This is a genomic window from uncultured Pseudomonas sp. (genome assembly GCF_943846705.1).
Lineage (GTDB): Bacteria > Pseudomonadota > Gammaproteobacteria > Pseudomonadales > Pseudomonadaceae > Aquipseudomonas.
On the sequence record NZ_OX044366.1, the window covers coordinates 535996 to 558682 of the forward strand.

Here is a 22687-nt window from a genome sequence, read left to right on the forward strand (position 1 = left end):
GTACTTGCATGTCGATCTATGAACAGGGCCTTGAGCCTGCCGCTGTTAACCATATCGCCCTCTCGCCGCTGAGCTTTATCGAGCGCACCGCCAGTGTTTACCCGCACTACCCGGCCGTGGTGCACGGCTCGATTCGCCGCGACTGGGCCGAGACCTACGCGCGCTGCCGGCGCCTGGCCTCGGCGCTGGCCGGCCGGGGTATCGGTAAAGGCGACACGGTGGCGGTGATGCTGCCGAACATTCCGCAGATGCTCGAAGCGCATTTCGGCGTGCCGATGATCGGCGCGGTGCTCAACCCGCTTAACGTGCGCCTGGATGCCGAAGCCATCGCCTTTATGCTGCAACACGGCGAAGCCAAGGTGCTGATCACCGACCGCGAGTTTTCTGAGGTGATCCAGGCCGCCGTGGGCATGCTCGATCATCCGCCGCTGGTGATCGACGTCGACGACCCCGAGTACGGCGAAGGCCAAGCGGTCAGCGAGCTCGACTACGAGGCCTTTCTGGCCGAGGGCGACCCGCAGTTTGCCTGGCAGTGGCCGGCAGACGAATGGCAGGCGATCAGCCTCAACTACACCTCCGGCACCACCGGCAACCCCAAGGGCGTGGTCTACCACCACCGTGGCGCTTACCTGAACTCGCTGGGCAACCAGATGACCTGGGCCATGGGCAACCACCCGGTATACCTCTGGACCCTGCCGATGTTCCACTGCAACGGCTGGTGCTACCCCTGGACCATCACCGCCCTGGCCGGCGTGCATGTGTTCTTGCGCCGCGTTGACCCGGCGAAGATTCTCACCCTGATTCGCAGCGAGCAGGTCACCCACATGTGCGGCGCACCGATTGTGCTCAACGCGCTGGTGAATATGCCAGCCGAAGCCAAGGCGGCCATCGATCACCCGGTCAAGGCCATGGTGGCCGGCGCGGCACCACCGGCCAAGGTGATTGGCGCGGTCGAAGAAATGGGCATCCACGTCACCCACGTTTACGGCCTGACCGAAGTGTACGGTCCGGTGACCCTGTGCGCCTGGCATGCCGAATGGGACGCCTTGCCGCTGGACGAGCGCGCGGTACTCAAATCCCGTCAGGGCGTGCGCTACCCAACGCTGGAAGGGGTGATGGTGGCCGACCCGAAAACCCTCGAGCCAACCCCGCGCGATGGCGAAACCATCGGCGAAATCTTTATGCGCGGCAACACCGTGATGAAGGGTTACCTGAAAAACCCCAGCGCCACCGCCGAGGCCTTTGCCGGCGACTGGTTCCACACCGGCGACCTGGCGGTGTGTCACCCGAACGGCTACGTGGAAATCAGGGATCGCCTGAAAGACATCATTATCTCCGGCGGCGAGAACATCTCCACCATCGAGGTGGAAGGTGTGCTCTACCGTCACCCCGGGGTGCTCGAAGCCGCTGTGGTGGCCCGCCCGGATGAGAAATGGGGCGAGACGCCCTGCGCCTTTATCACCCTCAAGGCCGACCAACAGCAGGTCAGCGAGGCGAACATCATCAGCTTCTGCCGAGAACATCTGGCCGGTTTCAAAGTGCCAAAAACCGTGGTCTTCACCCAACTGCCGAAGACCAGCACCGGCAAGATCCAGAAGTTTGTCCTGCGCGATATGGCCAAGGCCTTGTAAGCGCCCAACCTCAGCAAGCATTTGTGTATGCACCCTCCCCCAGCAGCGGCACCACCGACATGTCGGCTTAGCGGCGGGTCGGTGCATACGCAAGCCCGCCGCAGAGGAAGGGATCAACACACCGTTTGTACAACAACAATAAAACCGGCCCCGAGGGCCGACGGAGATTTCTGATGCAAGTATATAAACGCCGCGACGGCGACGAGCAGCCCCACTGGCCAGTCGGCCCGTTCAAAGTGCGCCTGCCCTTTGTCCACTACCGCTGGGAAACCGCGGAAATGCTCCAGGCGCTGATCATGTTCGTGGTCAGCCTGGCGATGATCCCGCTGCTGGAAAAATACCTCGGCCTGCCCTACGACGTAGCCCTGGCCTATGTGGTGGTGTGCGGTGTCGGCTTTATGCTGCCAGCGCTGCTCGGCGTGCCCTTCGTGCCCGGTTGGATCACCCCCGGCATTCCGGTGGTCTTGCTGTTTCTCGGTAACTTCAAGCCCGGCCCAGAGGCGATTCAGGCACTGTTTGCCCTGCAATTTCTGGTCTTCGTGATCTTCCTGTTCCTCGGCGTCACCCGCCTGGGCAGCACCCTGGTCAGGCTGATTCCCAACTCGATGAAAGGCGGGATCATCATCGGTGCCGGTATCGCCGCACTGATGGGTGAAATCTCTACCGGTGGGCGCCTGGCCAATACGCCGATCTCTCTGGTGCTGGGTAGCCTGATCTGCCTGTACCTGATGTTCTCGGTGTCCTTTAAAGGCCTCACCGAGCGCGTGCCGCTGGCGCGCAAGATCGTCAACTACGGCATGGTGCCGGGCATGTTGATTGCGATTTTCATCGGCATTGCCGTGGGCGAGTACAAGATGCCCGACGTAAAATTCGGCATCACCGCGCCGGCCTTCGCCGAGATGTGGAACTACCTGCCGTTCAGCGTTGGCTTCCCCAGCCTGGATGTATTCCTGCTGGCCGTGCCTACGGCGGTGATTGCTTACGTGATCGCCTTCGGCGACATCATCGTCGGTCAGTCACTGATGCAGCGCGCCGATGAACTGCGCACCGATGAAGTGATCGAGAACAACATCGACCGCGTGCACCTGGTCACCGCCCTGCGCAACGCCCTGCATGCATTCTTCGCGCCTTACCCAGGTCTGGCCGGGCCGCTATGGACCGCCGTAGCGGCGACCATGGCCGAGCGCTACAAGTACGGCCGCAAAGCCATGGACTCGATCTACAGCGGCGGCGGTACCTTCTGGATCACCGGTTTTATCGCCCTGTTTGCCCTGCCGCTGGTGAGTTTCTTCCAGCCGGTGCTGCCGGTTGCCCTGTCGCTGACCCTGATCCTCACCGGCTATATCTGCCTGATGGTCGGCTTCGAGCAGCTGAGCAACAACACCGAGCGCGGCGTCGCCGGCACCATGGGCGTGGTACTGGCCGTCTACGGCGCGGGCTGGGGCCTGGCTGCAGGTGCCGCGCTGTACATCCTGATCGAACGTACTCACCTGCTCAAATTCACCACTAAAACCTCCGTCAAAGGCCAAGCCGAGGCCGATTGACCTTACACGGCCCACGTCATCGCGGGCCGTTTTTTTATACCCGAGCGCCCATGGCGGCGACCCTGCTGGTCGTCGCCACGCGGCGTTAACCATGGCCTGGCCATGGTTTTATTTCTGCAACAACCCAGGCGCCCTGACGTCTGAGCCGTTTAATCGCCGCGCCTTGCGCGGCATCTGTGCGAGAAACTGTCGATGCCCGAGTACAACGCCCCGTTGCGCGACCTGCGCTTTGTCCTCCATGAAGTGTTCGATGCCCCAAGCCTGTGGGCACGTCTGCCGGCCCTGGCCGAAACGGTCGATGCCGACACCGCCGATGCCATTCTGGAGGAAGCCGCCAAAGTCACCGGCGGCTTGATCGCCCCGCTCAACCGCAGTGGTGATGAAGAAGGCGCGCAGTGGCTGAATGGCGATGTGCGCACCCCGGCGGGTTTCAAGCAAGCCTATGCCACCTACATTGAAGGCGGCTGGGTCGGTTTGGCCGGCAACCCAGCTTACGGCGGCATGGGCATGCCCAAGATGCTCGCCGTGGCGTTTGAAGAGATGCTCTACGCCGCCGGTTCCAGCTTCGCCCTGTATTCGGCGCTGAGTTCCGGGGCCTGCCTGGCCATCGACGCCCACGCCAGCGAAGAACTGAAAACCACCTACCTGCCGCCGATGTACGAAGGCCGCTGGGCCGGCTCCATGTGCCTGACCGAAGCCCATGCCGGCACAGACCTGGGCATCATCCGCACCAAGGCCGAACCGCAAGCCGATGGCAGCTACCAGATCAGCGGCAGCAAGATCTTTATCACCGGTGGCGAGCAGGACCTGACCGAAAACATCATCCATCTGGTACTGGCCAAGCTGCCCGACGCCCCCGCCGGCGCACGCGGCATCTCGCTGTTTCTGGTGCCCAAGGTGCTGGTCAATGCCGACGGTAGCCTGGCGGCGCGCAACGCGGTGAGCTGCGGTTCGATCGAACACAAGATGGGCATCAAGGCCTCGGCCACCTGCGTGATGAACTTCGACGGTGCCACCGGCTACCTGATCGGCGAGCCAAACAAAGGCCTGGCGGCGATGTTCACCATGATGAACTACGAGCGCCTGTCCATCGGCATCCAGGGCATTGGTTGCGCCGAAGCCTCTTACCAGGCCGCTCGCGACTACGCCCGCGAACGCCTGCAAAGCCGTTCCGCCAGCGGCCCGGAAGCGCAGGACAAAGCCGCCGACCCGATCATCGTGCACGCCGATGTGCGGCGCATGCTGCTGACCATGAAGGCCCTCACCGAAGGCGGCCGGGCGTTTGCCTGCTATGTCGGCCAACAGCTTGACCTCAGCAAGTTCAGCGACGACAGCAGCGAGCGCCAGGCCGCCGACGCCTTGGTCGCCCTGCTCACCCCGGTGGCCAAGGCGTTTTTCACCGACACCGGGTTGGACAGCTGCATCCATGGCCAACAGGTTTTCGGTGGCCACGGTTATATCCGCGAATGGGGCCAGGAACAACTGGTGCGCGACGTGCGCATCGCGCAGATCTACGAAGGCACCAATGGTATCCAGGCCCTCGACCTGCTCGGGCGTAAGGTGATCGCCAATGGCGGCGTGGCCCTGCGCCAGTTCACCGCGGAGATCCGCCGCTTCGCCGAACAGCCCGACACGCCGTATGCCGCTGCTCTGCTGGATGCCGTCGAGCGCCTGGAGCGCACCAGCAGCTGGCTGCAGGAGCGCGCCGCCGGCAACCCGCACGAAACCGGCGCGGCCTCGGTGGAATACCTGCACCTGTTCGGCTACACCGCCTACGCCTGGATGTGGGCGCGCATGGCCGCCGTGGCTCAGGCCAAGTGCAGCGAGGATGAGGCGTTTTACAGCGCCAAGCTGGCCACTGCCGAGTTCTTCTTCGCCCGCCTGCTGCCGCGTAGCCTGACCCTGGAAGCCAGCATCCGCGCCGGCAGCGACTCGCTCTACGGCCTGCGCGCCGAGCAATTCTGACGCCCACTCGCCACCGCCACATGGCGGCAACTGCGCTCAACGGTTGAGCGTTTGCGCGACGCCCTGATTGGGCGTCGCGTTTTTTATTCGAGCCACTGGCTGCCCCGGCAGCACGAGGAAGCACATGCAAGAAGTCGTCATAGTCGCCGCCACCCGCACCGCCATCGGCGCCTTTCAGGGAACGTTGAGCAGCGTTGCTGCTGTTGATCTGGGTGCCGCCGTCATCCGCCGCCTGCTGGCAGACACTGGCCTGCCCGCCGAGCAGGTGGATGAAGTCATACTCGGCCAAGTGCTCACCGCCGGTGCCGGGCAGAATCCGGCTCGCCAGAGCACACTCAAAGCCGGCCTGCCACACACCGTGCCGGCGCTGACCCTGAACAAAGTCTGTGGCTCTGGTCTTAAAGCCGTGATCATGGCGGCCCAGGCGATCCGCTGTGGTGACGCCGAGGTGATCATCGCCGGCGGCCAGGAAAACATGAGCCAGTCACCGCACGTCTTGAGCGGTTCGCGCAATGGCCTGCGCATGGGCCACGGCCAGCTGCTCGACACAATGATCCACGATGGCCTGTGGGATGCCTTCAACGATTACCACATGGGCATCACTGCCGAGAACCTGGCCGAGCAATACGGCATCAGCCGCACCGAGCAGGATGACTTCGCCGCCCGCTCGCAGCAGCTCGCCTGCGCCGCAGTCGAGGCCGGGCGCTTTGCCAACGAGATCACCCCGATCGAAATCCCCCAGCGCAAGGGTGACAGCCTGATCGTTGCCGCCGATGAACAGCCGCGCGCCAGCAGCACTCTGGAGGCCCTGGGCAAAGTGCGCCCGGCGTTCAAGCGTGACGGCAGCGTCACCGCCGGCAATGCCTCAACCTTGAATGACGGCGCGGCCGCCGTGCTGCTGATGAGCGCGCGCAAGGCCGCCGAGCTGAACCTGCCGGTGCTGGCGCGGATCAAGGCCCACGCCAGTGCCGGCGTCGACCCGGCGACCATGGGCATTGGCCCGGTATTCGCCACCCGCCGCACCCTGGAGAAAGCCGACTGGCGCCTGGAGCAACTCGACCTGATCGAGGCCAATGAAGCCTTCGCCGCCCAGGCCATTGCGGTCGGCCGCGAACTGCAGTGGGACAGCGCCAAGGTCAACGTAAACGGCGGTGCCATCGCACTGGGTCACCCGATCGGTGCGTCCGGCTGCCGTATTCTGGTCAGCCTGATCCATGAAATGCTCCGCCGTGACGCCCATAAAGGCCTGGCCACCCTGTGCATCGGCGGCGGTCAAGGTGTAGCGTTGGCCATCGAACGCTAGACCTGCACGACGCGAGCGGGTATCACCCTAAGGTGTAATAGTCGCCGGCGGCGGCACCCGCCACCCTGACAACAACACCCGCACAACAAGAAGAGAAGCCCATGCGAACCCTGACAACCCTGACCGGCAACAGCCAAAAGCTCGACGGCGGTGCCATGTTCGGCAATGCGCCCAAGGCGCTGTGGCAGCGCTGGATGACCCCAGATGAACTGAACCGCATCGACCTCGGCTGCCGCGCCCTGCTGGTGCAGGACGCTGAGCGCAATATTCTGGTTGAAACCGGTATCGGCGCGTTTTTCAGCCCGGAGATGAAACAGCGCTTCGGCGTGCAGGAAGAGCGCCACGTGCTGCTCGACAGCCTGGCAGCGGCCGGCCTGAGCCATGTGGATATCGACATCGTGGTACTCACCCACCTGCACTTCGACCACGCTGGCGGCCTGCTCGCCGCGTGGGACGCCGATAAACCGGCGCGCCTGCTGTTCCCCAACGCCCAGTTCGTCACCGGTCGCCGCCAATGGCAGCGCGCTTGTCAGCCGCACGCCCGCGACCGTGCGTCCTATATCCCGGAGTTGCTGCAACTGCTGGAGGCCAGCGGCCGCCTGCACCTGCTCGATGAAACCGAGAGTTGCGAGCTATTGGGCGCGGACTGGCGCCTGCATTGGAGCGATGGCCACACGCCGGGCCAGTTGATTCCCGAGGTGGCCATGCCAGATGGCCCGGTGGTATTCCCCGCCGACCTGATCCCCGGCGCGCCGTGGGTGCACCTGCCGATCACCATGGGCTACGACCGTTTCCCCGAAGGTTTGATCGAAGAAAAGGAAGCGCTGCTGGCCGACCTCTTCGAGCGCGGCGGACGCCTGGTGTTCACCCACGACCCGGCGACCGCCATGGGCCGGGTTACCCGCGATGAAAAAGGCCGCTACGGCCTGCAGCAAACGCTGAGCCACGTGGCAGAACTGGCCAGCTGAGCGATGCGCTACAGCCCGCCACTGACGCCCAGGTTGAGGCCGATAGCAGTGGCCAGGGACAGCGGCAGCAGCAGGGTGTCGAGCAAGGCGCTGGCCGGCAGATCGACAACCGGGTAAGTCGGGGCTTCGGCACCGAAGCGATCAATGGCGCAGCAACCACCCTGCAACGCGTACCAATCCAGGCGCGTACCGGCATACACCACCGGCGCGCCCGGTTTGGCCGCATCGAGGGTGCGCACAGTGGCGCAACTGCTGAGGGTCAGGCTCAACAGCACAGCGGCGGCCGCGCGGGCCAGTTGCTTATTCATCCGGGGTGCTCTGGTGATGCTCACCCCAGCGCGGCAGCATGTCCTGCGGCACACCCAGGCAGTTGAGAATGCGCGCCACGACGAAGTCGATCAGGTCATCGATGGTTTGCGGCTGGTGATAGAAGCCCGGTGACGCCGGCAGGATGGTCGCGCCCATGTTCGACAGCTTGAGCATGTTCTCCAGGTGAATGCTGGAGAACGGCGCTTCGCGCGGCACCAGAATCAACTGGCGGCGCTCCTTTAACACCACATCCGCCGCGCGCTCGATCAGGTTATTGCACGCGCCATTGGCAATCGCCGACAACGAGCCGGTGCTGCAGGGCACCACCACCATCGCCGAAGGCGCTCCGGAGCCCGAGGCCGCCGGGGCCATCCAGTCTTCCTTGCCATACACGCGAATCTGCCCTGGTGCGGCGCCGGTGTATTCATTCAAAAACATCTGCATGGCCTGCGGCTTGGCCGGCAAGGTCACGTCGGTTTCGGTGGCCATCACCAGCTGCGCGGCCTTGGAAATCAGAAAGTGCACCTCGCGGTCTTCGCGCACCAGGCAGTCGAGCAGGCGCAAACCGTACTGCGCGCCAGAAGCGCCGGTCATGGCCAGGGTAATGCGTTCGGGACCGTTCATAAATTCACTCTCAAAGCTGCTGCGCTGATATCTACTCGACTAGGTCGTAGGATGGGTGGAGCGAAGCGATACCCATCAATATCGGCTCGATGGGTATCGTCGCTGCGCGCCTCAACCCATCCTACTCAGCCAGGGCCACTGCCAATTTTCCGTGCAGCCCGCCAAAACCGCCGTTACTCATCACCACAATCTGGGTGCCCGGCGCTGCTTCGGCCTTGACCCCGGCGATGATCACCTCCAGCGAGTCACAGACTTGAGTCGGCACCGTCGACGTGGCCACCGTACCGGCCAAGTCCCAGCCCAGATTCGGCGGCGCGTACCAGTACACCGAGTCAGCCTGCACCACCGACTCCGGCAAGCCATCGCGGTGCGCACCGAGCTTCATCGAGTTGGAGCGCGGTTCGACAATCGCGATCAGTTTGGCCGTGCCGATACGTTTGCGCAGGCCATCGAGGGTGGTGGCAATCGCCGTTGGGTGATGGGCGAAGTCATCGAAGATGGTCACGCCATTGACTTCGGCGACCTTCTCCATCCGCCGCTTGGCGTTGATAAAGCTGCACAGCGCGGCGATGCCCAGCTCCGGCACCACGCCGACATGCCGCGCTGCGGCCAATACGGCCAGGGCATTGGCGACGTTGTGCTGGCCAGTCAGCTGCCAGTCCACCACGCCTGCCGTTTTACCCTCGAAGCTCACTTCAAAGCGCGAGCCGTCTGCGCTGAGCAGGCGCGCCTGCCATTGGCCGCCTTCACCAGTGGTTGCGACCTCCGTCCAGCAACCCATCTCGATCACCCGCTTGAGCGCAGGTTCGCTAGTCGGGTGAATGATCAGGCCTTCGCCGGGAATGGTACGCACCAGGTGATGGAACTGCCGCTCGATGGCCGGAAGATCGGGGAAGATGTCGGCGTGATCGAATTCCAGATTATTCAAAATCGCGGTGCGCGGGCGGTAGTGAACGAACTTGCTGCGCTTGTCGAAAAACGCGCTGTCGTATTCGTCGGCCTCGACCACAAAGAATGGCGTACCACCGAGACGTGCGGAAATGCCGAAGTTCTGCGGCACGCCACCGATCAAGAAACCCGGACTCATGCCGGCATGCTCCAACACCCAAGCGAGCATGCTCGAACTGCTGGTTTTGCCATGGGTGCCGGCCACGGCCATCACCCAGCGGCCCTGCAGCACGTGATCTGCCAGCCACTGCGGGCCACTGACATAGGCCAGGCCTTTGTTCAGCACGTATTCCACCGCCGGGTTGCCGCGCGACAGGGCATTGCCGATCACCACCAGATCCGGTGCGGGCTCAAGCTGGGCGGCGTCATAGCCCTGGGTCAGCTCGATGCCCTGAGCTTGCAGCTGGGTGCTCATGGGTGGGTAAACGTTGGCGTCGGAGCCGGTTACACGGTGGCCGAGTTCTTTGGCCAGCACCGCCAGCGAGCCCATAAAGGTGCCGCAGATGCCGAGGATATGGATATGCATGATTTACCTTGAAGGTGCTCTCAAAAACCGGGGAGTAGGCGCGCTAAAAACTGGCCGCAGGTTAGCACAGCGCCGCCGCCCAGCAGAGGCCAGGCGCTGCGTTGCGCAGCTGATCTCAGACTGCTGAGCGCACCTTGAGCCCATGCTTGCGCAACTTGCGATACAGCGTATTGCGGCTGATGCCCAACTGCTCGGCACTGCGGCTCATGTGCCAGTGCTGCGCCTCTAAGACCGCGAGCAATGCCTGTCGTTCGGCGTCGCCCAACTGGTCTGACGTCGCCACGGACGACAGCGTGGGCGCTGCCCGTGCATGACGAATCTCCACAGGCAACTCTGCAAGCTTGATCACCCCGTGCTCGCTGAGCGCACACAGCGTGCGCAGCACATTGCGCAGCTGCCGCACATTGCCCGGCCAGGCGAACGCCAGCAGCGCCTCACGGGCGGGCGCTTCGAGGTGAACGGGTTGCCCACGCGCTTCCTCAGCCAGGAGAAACTCCAGTAACTCGCGCTTATCCGTCCGCTCACGCAGCGCCGGCAACTCGACCATCAGGCCATTGAGGCGGTAGAACAGGTCTTCACGGAACTGGCCATTGCCTACCCGCTCATTCAGGTCACGGTGACTGGCACTGATCACCCGCACATCGATGGCCTGCGACTCGCCGCCAATCGGCTCGACCCGGCGCTCTTCCAGCACCCGCAGCAAACGCGTCTGCAGCGCCAGCGGCATGTCGCCAATTTCATCGAGGAACAGGGTGCCACCATCGGCCTGCTGCAACTTACCGCGCATGCCTTCTTTCAGGGCCCCGGTAAAGCTGCCGCCGCGATAACCAAACAGCTCGCTCTCGATCAGGCTCTCGGGGATCGCCGAACAGTTCAGCGCGACAAAAGGCTTAGCGCCGCGTGAGCTGACTTGATGCAAAGCCTTGGCAAAGGCCTCCTTGCCGGTGCCGGTTTCACCGCCGATCAACAACGGCACATCGCGCTCATAAACCTTCTGAGCGCGGCGGAAGTTGTTCTGCAACTCAGGGTCGGCCAAACACAGCGCTGGCGGCGCCGCTGCCGGCGTGCCAAGCACTTTAAAGCTGCGCCGCGGCTGGCCGCGAAGCATGGCGAAGAGCAGCTGGCCACGCTGGGTATACAGCGGCCAACTGGCGCTTGGTTGGGCCGAGGCGCGGCCGAGCAGATCATCCAGATGACAGTCGAAGACTTCGACCAAGGTGCGCCCAAGCAGTTGTCGCCGGGACAAACCGAGCAGGTTGATTGCGCTCTGGTTCACCGCCCGCACCCGGCCATCGCCGTCGAACGCCAGCAAACCCTCGCTGAACTGGCCGATGTATTCAGCCTGAACGTGGAAGCGCAACAGCCACTCATCCTCGAAACTGCGCAAAAAATGGCAGCCCTCGATGGCTTTGGCCGACAGGTTGACCAGGGCCATGGTGTGGAACTGGCTCTGCCGCGAGACATCATCGCGCGCCGAGGACACATCCAGCACCGCCAGCAGCTCACCGTGCGGGTCAAACACCGGGCTGGCCGAGCAGGTCAAGCCGGTGTGCCGACTGCGGAAATGCTCGTTTTGATGAATGGTCAGCGGTTGCCGCTCGACCAGGCAGGTGCCAATGCCGTTGGTGCCTTCACAGGCCTCACTCCAGTCGGCCCCCAACCATAAGCCGGCGCGCTCGAACGTGCGCTTTTCCGCCTGCTCGGTGATGCAGTTAAGGATCATCCCGCGGGCATCGGTCAGCAGCACCGCGTGGCCACTGCTGGCCAACTGGCGGTGCAGGCTGTTCATTTCAACAGTGGAGATTTCCAGCACCTGCTGCAATTGTTCGCGGCGCTCGAGCAGGCGTGCCTGCTCGGCCACTGCCGGCTGTAGATCCTGCGCCGGGTCGAGGTTGTGCTGCTGCAGGCAGCGCAGCCAGGACTTCGCCACTGAAGAATCAGTCGCCGGGCCGGCGATCTGTCCACGGCCCTGAGCCGCTGTGAGCACGCGCTCGGCGTGAAGCTTTGCTGGGTTGTGCATTGTTCTTGTTCTCCACTCTGGAGCCGCACGTAATTGGCCGAGCATCGCCCAGCCGCCCGGCCATTGCAAGGCAGCCTGACCGCTGAGTCGCTGCGCCGTATCGCCCTTGGTACAAAGTGTCACCAGGGCTGCGCCACAGCCGATACACGCACACCGCAATAGCCATCGGATAAATCGACGCAAGCCTTCTAAATCAGGCCTTTGCAACTTCTGGCCCGGCCCTTGCTCTGGTTCTCCGGCAAGCGCCACAGCGCTCTCCGCGGCAGCATCAGAACAAACATAAGAATCAGGAGATATTCAGCATGCGTTACGCTCATCCCGGCACCGAAGGTGCACTCGTTTCGTTCAAGTCCCGCTACGGCAATTACATCGGCGGCGAGTTCGTCGCCCCCGTTAAAGGCCAGTACTTCACCAATACCTCGCCGGTCAACGGCCTGCCGATTGCTGAGTTCCCCCGCTCCACTGCCGAAGACATCGACAAGGCACTGGACGCCGCCCACGCCGCAGCAGACGCCTGGGGCAAAACCTCGGCGCAGGATCGCTCGCGGGTGCTGCTGAAAATCGCCGACCGCATCGAAGAAAACCTTGAGGTGTTGGCTATCACCGAAACCTGGGACAACGGCAAAGCGGTGCGCGAAACCCTCAACGCCGACATCCCGCTGGCCGCCGATCACTTCCGTTATTTTGCCGGCTGCATCCGCGCCCAAGAAGGCAGCAGCGCCGAGATCAACGAACTCACCGCCGCCTACCACTTCCACGAACCGCTGGGCGTAGTCGGGCAGATCATCCCGTGGAACTTCCCGCTGCTGATGGCCGCTTGGAAACTCGCACCAGCGCTGGCCGCCGGTAACTGCGTGGTGCTCAAGCCAGCCGAGCAGACGCCGCTGGGCATTAGTGTATTAATGGAGCTGATCGGCGACCTGCTGCCGCCCGGCGTGCTCAACGTGGTGCAAGGTTTCGGCAAAGAAGCCGGCGAAGCCCTGGCCACCAGCACGCGCATCGCCAAGATCGCCTTTACCGGCTCCACGCCGGTAGGCGCGCACATTCTTAAATGCGCCGCCGAGAACATCATCCCGAGCACCGTAGAGCTGGGCGGCAAGTCGCCGAACATCTTCTTCGAAGACATCATGCAGGCCGAGCCGAGCTTTATTGAAAAAGCCGCTGAAGGTCTGGTGCTGGCCTTCTTCAACCAAGGCGAAGTCTGCACCTGCCCGTCCCGTGCACTGGTGCAGGAGTCGATCTACCCGGCCTTTATGGCGGAAGTGATGAAGAAAGTGGCCCAGATCAAGCGCGGCGACCCGCTGGATACCGAGACCATGGTCGGTGCCCAGGCGTCCGAGCAGCAGTTCGACAAAATCCTCAGCTACCTGGAAGTTGCCAAGCAAGAAGGCGCCGAACTGCTCACCGGCGGCGCAGTAGAGAAACTCAGTGGCACCCTGGACGGCGGCTACTACATCCAGCCGACCCTGCTCAAGGGCCACAACAAGATGCGCGTGTTCCAGGAAGAGATTTTTGGCCCCGTGGTCAGCGTCACCACCTTTAAGGATGAAGCCGAAGCCCTGGCGATTGCCAACGACACCGAGTTCGGCCTCGGCGCTGGCCTGTGGACCCGCGACATTAACCGCGCCTACCGCATGGGCCGGGCGATCAAAGCGGGCCGCGTGTGGACTAACTGCTACCACCTGTATCCGGCGCACGCGGCGTTCGGCGGTTACAAGAAGTCCGGCGTAGGCCGGGAAAACCACAAAATGATGCTCGACTACTACCAGCAGACAAAAAACCTGCTGGTAAGCTACGACATCAACCCGATGGGCTTCTTCTGATCGACCCTCCCGGCGACTCACTCGCCGGGAGATGTTTTACCCCCTCGCTCTGAGTTTTTCGCAACGTATTTGGCTCAAGTGCTCGGCAAGCGTGACGTTCACCGAACGTACCGTTTGCCGTCTCGTGCACCAACCGCTGCGTGCTAGAACAACAATAAAAGGTACAACGCAATGGATCAGATCGGTAATTACGTGCTCTACCTCATCATGTTCTGCGCCGTGCTGGGTGCCTTCGCGGCAATCCGCAACAGCGACGAAGGACTTGGCAAAGAATTCATGGAAGGCATCCACGCCACTGGCTACATCTTCGTGCCAGCGGCGGGCATCATGGCCTCCATCCCCTACCTGACCGTGGTCATCGAAAAAGTCTTCGGTCCATTCTTCAGCGCCCTCGGGGCTGACCCGGCCTTGGCCGCGACCATGATCATCGCCTCAGACATGGGCGGCTATCACCTGGCCTCGGCCCTGGCGGCCAGCAAAGAAGCGCTGGTAATGGCGCTGATTACCGGCTTTATGGGCGGCGCGACCATCGTCTTCTCGATCCCCATGGGCCTGGCGATGCTTGATAAACGCGACCACAAGTACATGGCTCTGGGCATCATGTCGGGGATTCTGACCATCCCCCTGGGCGTATTGATTGCCAGTGTGATCCTGGCGTTCAGCAACCCGCTGGTCCGCGAGCTGGTTTCAACCAACGGCGAGGCGACCTTCCAACTGGCCTTGGGCCTGAGCAGCATTTTCGCCAACTTGCTGCCGATTCTGATTTTCGTCGTAGCTCTGGCCTTGGGCTTACGCTTTTTGCCGGACATGATGATCAAGGGCTTCATCATCTTCGGCCGCACACTGGATGCGGCGATCAAACTGGTGCTGGTGTTCTCCATCGTCGAATACTTCACCGGGGTATTCAGCCTGGTCTTCGGCGGCTGGGGCTTCCACCCGATTATCGCCGACGCCGAAGACCAGACCCGCGCACTGGAAACGGCCGGCTACATCGGCATCATGCTGGCCGGCGCGTTCCCGATGGTCTACTTGCTGCGCAAATACCTCGGCACGCCGCTGGAAAGCCTGGGCGGCAAGATCGGCCTGAGTGCGGTCGGCAGCGCCGGCATGCTGGCCACCATCGCCAACATCCTGGCCATGTTCCGCCTGGTTCGCTTTATGCCGCCCAAGGACAAAGTGATCAACATCGCCTTCGGTGTGTGCGCCGCCTTCCTCTTGGGCGATCACCTGTCGTTCACCGCTAACTTCCAGCCCACCATCATCGTGCCTGTGCTGATTGGCAAGATAAGTGCAGGTTTCCTCGCCGTCGGGTTGGCATACTGGCTGTCGGTGCCCAAGGCCCTGCAACTGGAAGCCGAAGACCGCGCCGCCGGGATCATCGCCGAAGGCGAGTACCTGGATTTGCCAGTCGCCGAAACCCCTGCCCTGACCGGTCAAAACGTAACGGCCTGAATCCGCTGTATTGAGGTGCGCCCGCCCCATAGCTGAACATCGCATGGCGGCGCGCGCATCTCCCTATTTGAAACGGAGCGTTAAATGGCAAGTTTTTCCCATACTGCTGGCGCCATGACTTACCGCTTTGACGACCTCAAAGAAGTCATGGCCAAAGCCAGCCCGGCGCGCTCTGGCGACTTTCTCGCCGGCGTGGCCGCGAGCAATGCCGGTGAGCGGGTCGCGGCGCAGATGGCCCTGGCGGATATTCCGCTCAAGCATTTTCTCAATGAAGCGCTGATCCCTTATGAAGACGATGAAGTCACCCGGCTGATCATCGACAGCCATGACGCCGCCGCCTTCGCCCCGGTCAGCCACCTGACCGTCGGTGGCTTCCGCGACTGGTTGCTCGGTGACAGCGCTGACGAAACCAGCTTGCGCGCGCTGGCACCGGGCCTGACCCCGGAAATGGCCGCAGCCGTGTCGAAGATCATGCGCGTGCAGGATTTAGTACTGGTCGCGCAGAAAATCCGCGTGGTCAGCCGTTTTCGCAACACCGTCGGCCTGCGCGGGCGCATGTCCACCCGTCTGCAGCCCAACCACCCGACCGATGAACCTGCGGGTATCGCCGCGAGCATTCTCGATGGCCTGCTGTATGGCAATGGCGACGCCATGATTGGCATCAATCCGGCCACCGACAGCCTCAGCTCGATCAGCGAAATGCTGCGCATGCTCGATGGCATCATTCAGCGCTATGAGATCCCCACCCAGGCCTGCGTGCTGACCCACGTCACCACCTCAATCGAGGCGATCAACCGCGGTGTGCCGCTGGATCTGGTGTTCCAGTCGATTGCCGGCACCGAGGCAGCCAACGCCAGCTTCGGCATCAATTTGCAGGTGCTGCAGGAAGGCTACGACGCCGGCCTGTCGCTCAAGCGCGGTACTCTCGGCGACAACCTGATGTACTTCGAAACCGGCCAAGGCAGCGCACTGTCGGCCGGCGCGCACCATGGCCTCGACCAGCAGACCTGCGAAACCCGCGCCTATGCGGTGGCCCGCCACTTCAAACCGTTTTTGGTGAATACCGTGGTCGGCTTTATCGGCCCCGAGTACCTGTATAACGGCAAGCAGATCATCCGCGCCGGCCTGGAAGACCACTTCTGCGGCAAACTGCTGGGCCTGCCTATGGGCTGCGATATTTGCTACACCAACCACGCCGAAGCCGATCAGGACGATATGGACGTGCTGCTGACCCTGCTCGGCGTGGCCGGCATCAACTTCATCATGGGCATCCCCGGTTCCGACGATGTGATGCTCAACTACCAGACCACTTCTTTTCATGACGCCCTGTATGCCCGCCAGAGCCTGGGCCTGAAACCGGCCCCCGAGTTCGAAGGCTGGCTGCAGCGCATGGGCATATTCACTCAGACCGACGGGCCACCGCGCATGGGCAATAGCCTGCCGCCGGCGTTTCGTCAGGCCCTGGCGCAGCTTGGTTAATTAAGGAGCCGCTTATGTACGATGACAGCCCACTCAGCGGCACCAGTGAAAATCCCTGGCAGCAACTGCGCAACCTGACTCCGGCGCGTATCGCCCTAGGCCGCGCCGGCACCAGCATGCCGACCCGCGCGCAGCTGGATTTCCAGTTCGCCCACGCCCAGGCCCGCGACGCTGTGCACTTGCCGTTCGACCATGCAGCATTGGCCGCCGGTCTGGCCAGCCAGCATCGCCAGAGCCTACTGCTGCATAGCGCCGCCGTGGATCGCGACACTTACTTGCAGCGCCCCGATTTAGGCCGGCGCCTGAGCCCTGAATCCGCCGAGGTGCTGGGCCAGCACCGCGAAAACAACCCGGATGGTTACGACCTGGCCATCGTCGTCGCAGACGGCCTCTCCGCACTGGCCGTGCACCGCAACGCCCTGCCCATGATCGAGCGCATCAGCGAACAGGCCGCAGCCGAAGGCTGGAGCCTGGCCCCCGTAGCCCTGGTCAGCCAGGGCCGGGTCGCTGTCGCCGATGAAGTGGCCGAGCGGCTGGGTGCGCGCATGGTGGTAATTCTGATCGGCGAGCGCCCAGGCTTGAGCTCACCGGACAGCCTCGGGCTGTACTTCACCTACGCGCCCAAGGTCGGCCTGACCGACGCCTACCGCAACTGCATCTCCAACGTGCGCGCGGAAGGCCTGAGCTACGCCATGGCCAGTCATCGCCTGCTGTACCTGATGCGTGAAGCCTGCCGACGCCAGTTATCAGGGGTCAACCTGAAGGATGAAGCCGAAGTGCCGGTACTGGCTGGCGCCGCTCGTAATGACAACTTTCTGCTGGGCTAAAGCGCTAAATGGGCGACTACAACCAAACGCTTGTTTGGATTGCACTTTCCAAAAGCTTTAGGCAGCATCGGGTCGTTTGCAGGCAGCACTGGCGTGTTGCCGAAGCCATCCATATGACTGAAGTAGAGGCTCACCATGCGCATCGTTCAAGCGACCCTGGAGCATCTCGATCAACTTGCCCCGCTATTCGCCACTTACCGCGAGCATTTCGGTCAGCTGCTCTACCCTGAATCCTCACGCAAGTTTTTGGAAAACCGCATCAACCGCAATGAGTCGGTGATTTACCTGGCGATGCCCGATGATGAAGACAAGATCCTCGGGTTTTGTCAGCTTTATTCGAGCTTTTCCTCACTGTCGCTCAAGCGCGTGTGGATTCTTAACGACATCTACGTCTGCCAGGATGCGCGCCGCCAGCTGGTGGCTGATCGCCTGATCCAGGCCGCCAAGCAAATGGCCAAGGAAACCAACGCCGTGCGCCTGCGCGTTGCCTCCAGCGTCGATAACGACGTCGCGCACAAGCTCTACGAATCCATCGGTTTCAAAGAAGACACCGAGTTTAAGAACTTCACCCTGCCGATCACCGAAGACCTCACCGCGCCCTAAGCGCCAGACGAAGCCCGCGAGACCCTGCTCGCGGGCTTTCGTGCTGGGCCATCCGGCCTCAGCCGCCAGACACCGCGCGCAAAGCCGCCTGTAGATCGCGGACAGGCAGGCCATTGCAGCCGTTGCATCGACTTGCCCAGCGCCGCGCCTCAAGCTTATGGTGGACGCCTCCTAAAACCTGAGCACAGCCCATGTGGTCGCTACGTGCCTGGCGTCGCCAGCGCATCCTTGCCCGTCACCCCATCAGTCGCACGCAGTGGGACGCCATCCTGCAACAGCTGCCAATCCTCGACGGCCTGGATGCCGCCGAGCAGCAGCGCCTGCGTGAGCGGGCCGTGCTGTTTCTGCACCACAAGCACCTTAGCGCCCTGCCCGGCCTTGAACTGGACGCCCACGCTCGCTTGCTGCTGGCCGTGCAGGCTGAGCTGCCACTGCTGCATTTGGCCGACCTCAACTGGTATCAGGGTTTTCATGAGATCGTTCTCTATCCAGACGACTTCGTCAGCCCACAGCGCCACCGCGATGCCAGCGGTGTGGAGCATGAGTGGGATGCCGAACACAGCGGCGAAGCCTGGCTGCAAGGCCCGGTCATTCTCGCCTGGCCAGGGGTGCTAGCCAGCGGTCAGTGGGACGGCTACAACCTGGTAATCCACGAGCTGGCGCACAAGCTGGACATGCTCAACGGCGACGCCAACGGCCTGCCACCGCTGCACAACAACATGCCTGTCGAGGAATGGGCCAAGGCCATGCAGAGCGCGTTCGACCAGTTGAACGCCGAACTGGATGCCAACCCCGAGGCCGACACCCGCATTGACCCTTATGCCGCGGAAAACCCAGCGGAGTTCTTCGCGGTGACCAGCGAATACTTTTTCAGCGCGCCGGACCTGCTCATCGAGGCCTACCCGGCGGTCTACGCGCAACTGGCACTGTTCTACCGCCAGAACCCGCTGCAGCGCCTGCAGCAACTCCACCCGTGTAATTCGCCCCAGCAAAGCCAGGCGAAAAACAGCCCGTTCACGACCAATGGCTAGATAAGCCGACGTAGCAACGCTGGGGGAATACGCCTATAATCGCGCCACTTTTTTGGCCCACCCCTCGGGAGTCGCCCCATGAGCTACAGCAAAATCCCTGCTGGTAAAGACCTGCCGAACGACATCTACGTCGCCATCGAGATCCCGGCCAACCACGCGCCGATCAAATACGAAATCGATCACGACATTGATTGCCTGATGGTTGATCGCTTTATGGCCACCCCAATGTTCTACCCGGCCAACTACGGTTTTATCCCTCACACCCTGGCTGACGACGGCGACCCCCTCGACGTGCTGGTTGTGACCCCGTACCCGGTAGCCCCAGGCTCGGTCATCCGCGCCCGCCCCGTTGGCGTACTGCACATGAGCGACGAAGCCGGCGGCGACGCCAAGCTGGTTGCCGTACCGCACGACAAACTGACCGTGCTGTACAAAGATGTTCAGGAATACACCGACCTGCCGCCCCTGCTGATCGAGCAGATCAAGCACTTCTTCGAGAACTACAAAGATCTCGAAAAAGGCAAGTGGGTCAAGGTTGAAGGCTGGGGCGGCGCTGAAGAAGCCCGTGGTCTAATTATGAAGGCGGTCGCTGCTTACCAAAAATAAGTCGCGCCCACCCCCTAAAAGCCGGCCACAAGCCGGTTTTTTTTATGCCCGAAATAGTCCTACCGAATCCGAAACATAAGCTGGTAGCCTTGATAAATAAAGGTCTACAGCCATTTACCCAACCAACCGAGTCCAATGCAATACAACCCCATCCGATGACTAAGTGGGGGGACAAGTGGGGGGACAAGCAGAAATGGCATTTCGGCGGAGGACACTATGGGCAAGCTAAATCCGAAACAGGTCGAGAACCTGACAGAACCTGGCACCTACGAAGATGGAGATGGGCTTCGCCTGGTCGTCAAACAAACAGGGCGCAAGTCTTGGCTACTGCGCTTCCAGCTCGCTGGTCGTCGCCGGGAAATGGGTTTAGGTTCGTATCCGGAGATCAGCCTCAAGAGCGCCCGACTCGAAGCAAGCACTAAACGCCGCCAGCTGATAGACGGTGTCGACCCACTTGCCGCCCGAGATCAGGAACGTGAAGCCCTGCGCGAGGCTCAACGAGCCCAAGAGGCAAAACAGCTCAAGTTTGAAGTACTGGCAACAGATTACTGGATAGCCCACGGCGGGAGCTGGTCTGCGCAGTGGCGTAAAGGCTGGATGCGCAAGCTAGAGCTCTATACCTTCCCCCACATCGGCAAACTGGCTGCCGAGCAGATCGACACTGCGTATATTCTCAAGGTTCTGCAGCCCATCTGGACCACCAAAACCCGGACAGCTGACGAGGTACGCGGACAGATCGAACAAATTCTGGACGCAGCAAAAGCGCGCGGACTTCGTGACGGAGAAAACCCAGCACGGTGGCGTGGCCACCTGGACAACTTACTCAGTCGGGCGGAAAAGAAAAAAGCTCGAAAGCGCGAGCACTTTCCCGCAATGCCGTGGCAAGACGTACCAAAGCTAATGCATCAATTGAAAGCGAACATGACAGCGCCATCTCTTGCCGCACAATTGCTGATCATGACCGCCGCGCGCGCGCACATGGTGCGATTCGCTCGCTGGGATGAGTTTGATTTTGAAGCTCGTACGTGGTCACTTCCCGAAGAGCGAATGAAAATGCGCGTCGCCTTCGTCATACCACTTGCTAACCAGGTAATTGATTGCCTGCGAGATATTCCACGTATTGAAGGCAGTCCATTCTTATTCCCTGGCCAAGGTAAAAGCGGTTTAATGCATGTAAATGCGATTCGCACCCTACTACATGGCATGGGATATAAATCTATTACGCGACATGGTTTCCGCTCATCATTTCGCGACTGGGCTGGTGAGCGCACACACTACCCACGTGAAATTTGTGAAATGGCACTTGCACATGACGAACGCGATCAAACCGAAGGGGCATACTCCAGATCTGACTATTTAGAAAAGCGCAGAGAACTAATGGAAGATTGGGCGAAATATCTGAGCACAAAAACATTCTAACCCCTAGGAGCAAATACAGTCGCGCCAACATCAAATGACTTAAAAGATAAGAAAACTTCAGTCAGACAACAAGCATTTAGTGACCACAGCACCAAGGCAGAGGCCCTTTGCCTGAAAGGCGGGAAGTGGAGACTTCACGACCTGAGACGAACCGGCGCGGCGACAATAACAGCCTTAGGCTGTCCTACCCGAAGTTGCGAGAGATGCCTAAACCATACAGAGGAAAGTAAAGTCAAAAGAACCTATCAAAGACATAGCTACTCAAAAGAGATACCAGAAGGGATACCAGAAGGGATGAACGCACTAGGTAAACACTTAAAATCACATCAGAGTAAATAAAAACCTCACAATCATGCGCTACTTTTCTTTCAAAAATTTTCTTGCAGACTTGTTCTCGATTAAAAAATCCCAGATAAACTGACGCAAATCCACAGAACTAAAAATATCACCAACACCCAAACTTGAAATTTCACTCAATACATTAGCTGTTATCTTGCGTGCAATCTCATATTGCTGATCATGCTTGCCATATAATTTTTCATTCCCAAGGACCTTCAGAATAACAGACTCCAACTTCTTGATCTCATCTGGGTTAGCATGACCTCTCCTCCTCGCACCCCCACCCTTAATGGCACGAGCTCTCATTTCTGGCGAACCCTTAGCATAAATATGCTCAAGAAAACCTATAAATTTCTCAACACGAAAACACTCTGCTGAAAAACCGTCAGAATTCTCTTCGCACAAACGACGATATGCACTCGCGAGACTGAAACGAACAATCTTTACAAGATCCTTCTCCCGAATGGAACTTCTGCCAGGCTTTTCTGCTTTGGAACACAAGTCATCTAAATATAAAGGATAATTATCAATTCCATCTATTTCCCCCACAGCCGCTTCAATCATTGACTGCATAAACTCTGAATACATTCCAACCCCATCAAAGTATCTAGGGTACATATCCAGCGCGGCTCGCGCGCGATGACAGAGCGCATCAAACCTCTCATAATACTCAACTTGACCTTCCGTAACTTCTTTTAAGGCAATTTTACGCCTTTGGTGATGAATCCAGTCATTCAAAATACTTAACGAATTGCACTCACCAACGTGAAGCTCATCACCATTCAATTTAGCTACTTCGTCCCAAGCCTCTCGTATAGAAACCCACTTAAAACCAGCAGAATCTATGTCGCAACCTGAACACCTCATAAGAAAGTTAACAAGCGTACCCCCCTTAAAAAATATCAAATGAACAGGAACTTTTATAAAGTCGGCGCTAATACAAAAATCTTCCGCCAACCGAGAGCGGACCAACTTGCTTGGTGCACAATCTGAATTATGCTCCCATCTTAAAAACAAACCTTTCGAATAATTTATATCCTTACGCATCAAAACCTCAAAAGAGTCATTAGTAATTAATGCCCCGTAATGACCAGCTTCTGGCACAGCAAGCTTCATTAGCCTATCTCCTCAATTCCCGACCATGCCTAGCACTCACCATAGTCCCATGAGACCAGCTTCTCATGCGGAACAGGCCTCCATCTTCCTTCAGCACCATCTGAGCCCACGCCCAGGGGCGGCCCGCTTTCTTCATAGAAAATAAATAGAGGAA

General features: G+C 60.6%; 18 protein-coding genes. 13 read left to right on the forward strand and 5 right to left on the reverse strand.

The window, feature by feature from the left end; genetic code table 11:
- Positions 1-8: 8 nt before the first annotated feature.
- The 5 genes from Q0V31_RS02610 to Q0V31_RS02630 all read left to right on the forward strand — a co-directional run bounded on the left by Q0V31_RS02610 (position 9) and on the right by Q0V31_RS02630 (position 7411).
- Positions 9-1631: an acyl-CoA synthetase gene (locus tag Q0V31_RS02610; protein WP_298184207.1), complete on the forward strand. Its 1623-nt coding sequence runs from the start codon at positions 9-11 to the stop codon at positions 1629-1631.
- A 173-nt stretch (positions 1632-1804) separates the two neighbouring features.
- Positions 1805-3175 carry a solute carrier family 23 protein gene (locus Q0V31_RS02615; protein WP_298184210.1) on the forward strand — a complete coding sequence of 457 codons (1371 nt, stop codon included), beginning with the start codon at positions 1805-1807 and terminating at the stop codon, positions 3173-3175.
- Positions 3176-3367: 192 nt separating this feature from the next.
- Positions 3368-5140: an acyl-CoA dehydrogenase C-terminal domain-containing protein gene (locus tag Q0V31_RS02620; RefSeq protein WP_298184212.1), complete on the forward strand. Its 1773-nt coding sequence runs from the start codon at positions 3368-3370 to the stop codon at positions 5138-5140.
- A gap of 124 nt (positions 5141-5264) precedes the next feature.
- Positions 5265-6443, forward strand: coding sequence for an acetyl-CoA C-acetyltransferase (locus tag Q0V31_RS02625; RefSeq protein ID WP_298184214.1), 1179 nt, complete (start codon positions 5265-5267; stop codon positions 6441-6443).
- A gap of 101 nt (positions 6444-6544) precedes the next feature.
- A complete protein-coding gene (locus Q0V31_RS02630) occupies positions 6545-7411 on the forward strand; it encodes an MBL fold metallo-hydrolase (protein ID WP_298184216.1) in 867 nt (288 codons plus the stop codon).
- An 8-nt stretch (positions 7412-7419) separates the two neighbouring features.
- Here Q0V31_RS02630 and Q0V31_RS02635 read toward each other — a convergent pair whose 3' ends face one another.
- The 4 genes from Q0V31_RS02635 to Q0V31_RS02650 form a co-directional block, all read right to left on the reverse strand.
- Positions 7420-7719, reverse strand: coding sequence for a YceK/YidQ family lipoprotein (locus Q0V31_RS02635; RefSeq protein ID WP_298184218.1), 300 nt, complete (start codon positions 7717-7719; stop codon positions 7420-7422).
- Entirely contained in the window at positions 7712-8344 is a 633-nt protein-coding gene (gene ubiX, locus Q0V31_RS02640) for a flavin prenyltransferase UbiX (RefSeq protein WP_298184220.1), read from the reverse strand. Before ubiX ends, Q0V31_RS02635 begins: the two co-directional genes overlap by 8 nt.
- A gap of 121 nt (positions 8345-8465) precedes the next feature.
- Positions 8466-9818: a UDP-N-acetylmuramate:L-alanyl-gamma-D-glutamyl-meso-diaminopimelate ligase gene (mpl, locus tag Q0V31_RS02645; protein ID WP_298184222.1), complete on the reverse strand. Its 1353-nt coding sequence runs from the start codon at positions 9816-9818 to the stop codon at positions 8466-8468.
- Positions 9819-9933: 115 nt separating this feature from the next.
- Positions 9934-11838, reverse strand: a complete 1905-nt coding sequence (locus tag Q0V31_RS02650) for a sigma-54-dependent Fis family transcriptional regulator (RefSeq protein WP_298190887.1) — start codon at positions 11836-11838, stop codon at positions 9934-9936.
- A gap of 302 nt (positions 11839-12140) precedes the next feature.
- On the opposite strand from Q0V31_RS02650, the gene Q0V31_RS02655 reads away from it, so the two are divergent.
- From Q0V31_RS02655 to Q0V31_RS02690, 8 genes are all read left to right on the forward strand, one after another.
- Entirely contained in the window at positions 12141-13661 is a 1521-nt protein-coding gene (locus Q0V31_RS02655; protein WP_298184224.1) for an aldehyde dehydrogenase family protein, read from the forward strand.
- Positions 13662-13832: 171 nt separating this feature from the next.
- Entirely contained in the window at positions 13833-15113 is a 1281-nt protein-coding gene (eutH, locus tag Q0V31_RS02660) for an ethanolamine utilization protein EutH (RefSeq protein ID WP_298184225.1), read from the forward strand.
- A gap of 84 nt (positions 15114-15197) precedes the next feature.
- Positions 15198-16592 (forward strand): ethanolamine ammonia-lyase subunit EutB, encoded by a 1395-nt coding sequence (locus Q0V31_RS02665; protein WP_298184227.1) that lies wholly within the window; start codon positions 15198-15200, stop codon positions 16590-16592.
- Positions 16593-16606: 14 nt separating this feature from the next.
- Complete coding sequence (gene eutC / locus Q0V31_RS02670) at positions 16607-17419, forward strand: ethanolamine ammonia-lyase subunit EutC (RefSeq protein WP_298184229.1); 813 nt, start codon at positions 16607-16609, stop codon at positions 17417-17419.
- Positions 17420-17554: 135 nt separating this feature from the next.
- The gene (locus tag Q0V31_RS02675) at positions 17555-18022 is read left to right on the forward strand and encodes a GNAT family N-acetyltransferase (protein WP_298184231.1); all 468 of its coding nucleotides are present in this window, start codon (positions 17555-17557) and stop codon (positions 18020-18022) included.
- Positions 18023-18213: 191 nt separating this feature from the next.
- On the forward strand, positions 18214-19053 hold the full coding sequence (locus Q0V31_RS02680) for a M90 family metallopeptidase (protein ID WP_298184233.1): 840 nt from the start codon (positions 18214-18216) through the stop codon (positions 19051-19053).
- Between the two features lie 78 nt (positions 19054-19131).
- Positions 19132-19659 (forward strand): inorganic diphosphatase, encoded by a 528-nt coding sequence (ppa, locus tag Q0V31_RS02685; RefSeq protein ID WP_298184234.1) that lies wholly within the window; start codon positions 19132-19134, stop codon positions 19657-19659.
- Positions 19660-19875: 216 nt separating this feature from the next.
- Entirely contained in the window at positions 19876-21078 is a 1203-nt protein-coding gene (locus Q0V31_RS02690) for an integrase arm-type DNA-binding domain-containing protein (protein ID WP_298184235.1), read from the forward strand.
- A gap of 357 nt (positions 21079-21435) precedes the next feature.
- On the opposite strand, the gene Q0V31_RS02695 is transcribed toward Q0V31_RS02690, so the two are convergent.
- Positions 21436-22533, reverse strand: coding sequence for a hypothetical protein (locus Q0V31_RS02695; RefSeq protein WP_298184237.1), 1098 nt, complete (start codon positions 22531-22533; stop codon positions 21436-21438).
- Positions 22534-22687: the final 154 nt, after the last annotated feature.